Origin of the sequence: Candidatus Symbiopectobacterium sp. (genome assembly GCF_020054415.1) — a bacterium.
Classification (GTDB): domain Bacteria; phylum Pseudomonadota; class Gammaproteobacteria; order Enterobacterales; family Enterobacteriaceae; genus Symbiopectobacterium.
In genome coordinates this window covers 1-2,165 of sequence record NZ_JAHWCO010000029.1, presented here as the reverse complement: position 1 = coordinate 2,165, position 2,165 = coordinate 1, and the positions used below count along the sequence as shown (strand labels likewise).

General features: G+C 54.9%; 3 protein-coding genes and 3 pseudogenes. 1 reads left to right on the top strand and 5 read right to left on the bottom strand.

All coding sequences use genetic code 11. The features are described from left to right. A pseudogene (locus QZ506_RS00920) lies at window positions 1-82 on the top strand (lipoprotein); the annotation flags it as partial. Between the two features lie 64 nt (window positions 83-146). Here QZ506_RS00920 and QZ506_RS00915 read toward each other — a convergent pair. The 5 genes and pseudogenes from QZ506_RS00915 to QZ506_RS00895 all read right to left on the bottom strand — a co-directional run. After that, window positions 147-539: pseudogene (locus QZ506_RS00915) on the bottom strand (hypothetical protein); the annotation flags it as partial. Next, window positions 514-903: a head-tail adaptor gene (locus QZ506_RS00910; protein ID WP_291968403.1), complete on the bottom strand. Its 390-nt coding sequence runs from the start codon at window positions 901-903 to the stop codon at window positions 514-516. The gene QZ506_RS00910 and the pseudogene QZ506_RS00915, both read right to left, overlap by 26 nt. Then, a complete protein-coding gene (locus tag QZ506_RS00905; protein ID WP_291968402.1) occupies window positions 890-1,438 on the bottom strand; it encodes a hypothetical protein in 549 nt (182 codons plus the stop codon). Before QZ506_RS00905 ends, QZ506_RS00910 begins: the two co-directional genes overlap by 14 nt. Beyond that, a pseudogene (locus QZ506_RS00900) lies at window positions 1,435-1,843 on the bottom strand (DUF4054 domain-containing protein). Before QZ506_RS00900 ends, QZ506_RS00905 begins: the two are co-directional and overlap by 4 nt. Then, a partial coding sequence (locus QZ506_RS00895; RefSeq protein WP_291968401.1) for a hypothetical protein occupies window positions 1,809-2,165 on the bottom strand: 357 nt, incomplete at its 5' end. The gene QZ506_RS00895 and the pseudogene QZ506_RS00900, both read right to left, overlap by 35 nt.

The following is a 2,165-nucleotide window of genomic DNA, read 5'->3' as shown; positions in this document are numbered from 1 at the left end:
GGTGGGTGAAGCCATGGCCATGGTCAAAGCGCTTAACCGGATCACGCTATTAGGAATGCCGAACAGTATTCGCATCACGTAACAATCGACCCGTATGGGGCGCAGTCGTTACAAGTTCTGATTTATTCAACAAAGCCCACCTGAGTGCTCAGTTCCGCGTTGTTCTGACTGACGGCGATCCCATCACGAAAACGGGTCGCGTACTGCTGCCCTGCCGGGCCGTAAAAGGAAGCCAGGCATTCAATCGTCTCATGCCGCCAGAGTTCAGTGTTATCGTCACGCTGGTTAACAAATGCCGGATTACCGTCGCACGGCATATCCACCACGCCGAAAGCGCACCAGTTAGTCTCTGGCGGCAATAGTGCGGGCTGTTCAGGTTGCCAGCGGGGACGAACCACAGAATCAGGTAGTCCGGAAACACCGCGTAGCCATCGGCTAAGAAGCCTGTCCAGTGCTTCACCATAAACCGGTGATCCCCTGACAGGCGTCAGCCAGCCACGCTCTTGGCTTGTGTTATTGCTCAACCGGCATTCCCCCATCAAATGGCAGCAATTCGCAGTGCGCCTGAACAAAGCCAGCGCCATACGCGGTATAAGGATCGACAAAGGACACCCGGTAATCACGGTTCTGATAAGTGACTACATCAGCGTCACGTCCCGTTTCGCCATTGCTCAGACGCTCGGTCGTCACTACCAGTATCGCCCCACCAATAACCTGCCCCGCCTGCATTCGGCGGTTTTCCAGTGAGCGATCAACCGTCACCACACCCGAAAAACCGGATTTTTCTTCCACGCTGGTCGTGATGCCGTCTGCATCCGTCTGCTGAAACCGCCGCGTGACCAGCAGGCTGGTATCACAGAAGTCGGGATCAAACAGCCCGTCTGTCACATCAAGATTTGGCATTTTTGTCCCTCACAATGTACGTGATCGCGCGGCGATACTGCCCGGTATCGATAAGTGGCCTGGCATTTGCGTTGTCAGGTTCGTTACCAGCCGCGCGGCTTTCAAGTTCAGCGTTGGCACCTTTCCTCCCCCTTCGTGCGCGGGTGGCTACCGTACTGTCCGCCAGCGGAACAAAATCTGAGGCGGTAATAAAACGCCTTACGCCATCCGCTGCTGTTGCACCGGCCTGGTTAAGCAGCCTGTCTGCGCCAGAGATATTGCCCTCAAGCGTAAAAAGTGCGGCCTGTTTAAGCATGGGCAGTGTTCTATCCTGCACCGATTTAACACCGGGTTGCAGATGTGGCCTGGCAGGAATATTCTGCGCAGGAGAGCCGTTTTCATTGATATAGCCAATGCCGGCATTGCCGAAAGGCGCATCATCCCGCGCTGAGTCTTCAGCAGGGATGCCAACCAGCACATCCCTGTTACCGATAGTTTTCAGCGCATCTAAAACAGATCGCGCCTTGTCAACGCTCATAGTGACGCCGCTTTTCATAGCTGGATGCCCCAGGCGCCGAACATCATGATCAACTGCCAGAACTCAGCCCCGTAACGGGTATGGTTCCAGAAGCCCGCATCAGGGTTTAACGTGGCTCCTGTGTCGTAGCTGACGCTGACTTTATCGACAGATTTAGATGAAGCCACACCGCCAGATGCGCCCCCCGGATCCACCCGCTGCGATCGCTCTGCTGTCAGCCGCCCACAGAACCATGTAGTGCGCGACAAAAAGCTCAACAAAGTAAGGAAACAGATCCTTACCCGTGATCTTCTCGCTGAGCAGCACATCAGCCAGGTTCAGGCGAAACGCTATTTGAGCTTCGGGGTATCGTGTGGTGTCGGAAAACGGGGGAAAAGCGGTACGAAAATCATTTCCCGTTGGAAGGTTTGGGTTTTTTGCCATCGCCATCCCCTCCGACAAGCCGTTCCGCTATCTGCTGATTCAGCGCTTCCGTTTGCGCTTTTTGTTCGTCCAGCTGTGAAGTCAGATCACGAATAGTCGCGTCACGTTCTTCAATCCGGGCTTTCAGGGTTTCAATCCGTGCCTGATATTCGTCGCTGTTATCCGGCACGGCAGTATCGTCAATCTCCGCGTGCGCCTGAGTGAACCAGTGTTCTGCTACTGGCGCGGATACGTTATGCCGTCCACGGGGAAAATCCTGTACCGTTCCATCGGCCAGCGTCAGGCTGAAGGGCGTGTGTACAGTAATGGCAATCAAGTTTTC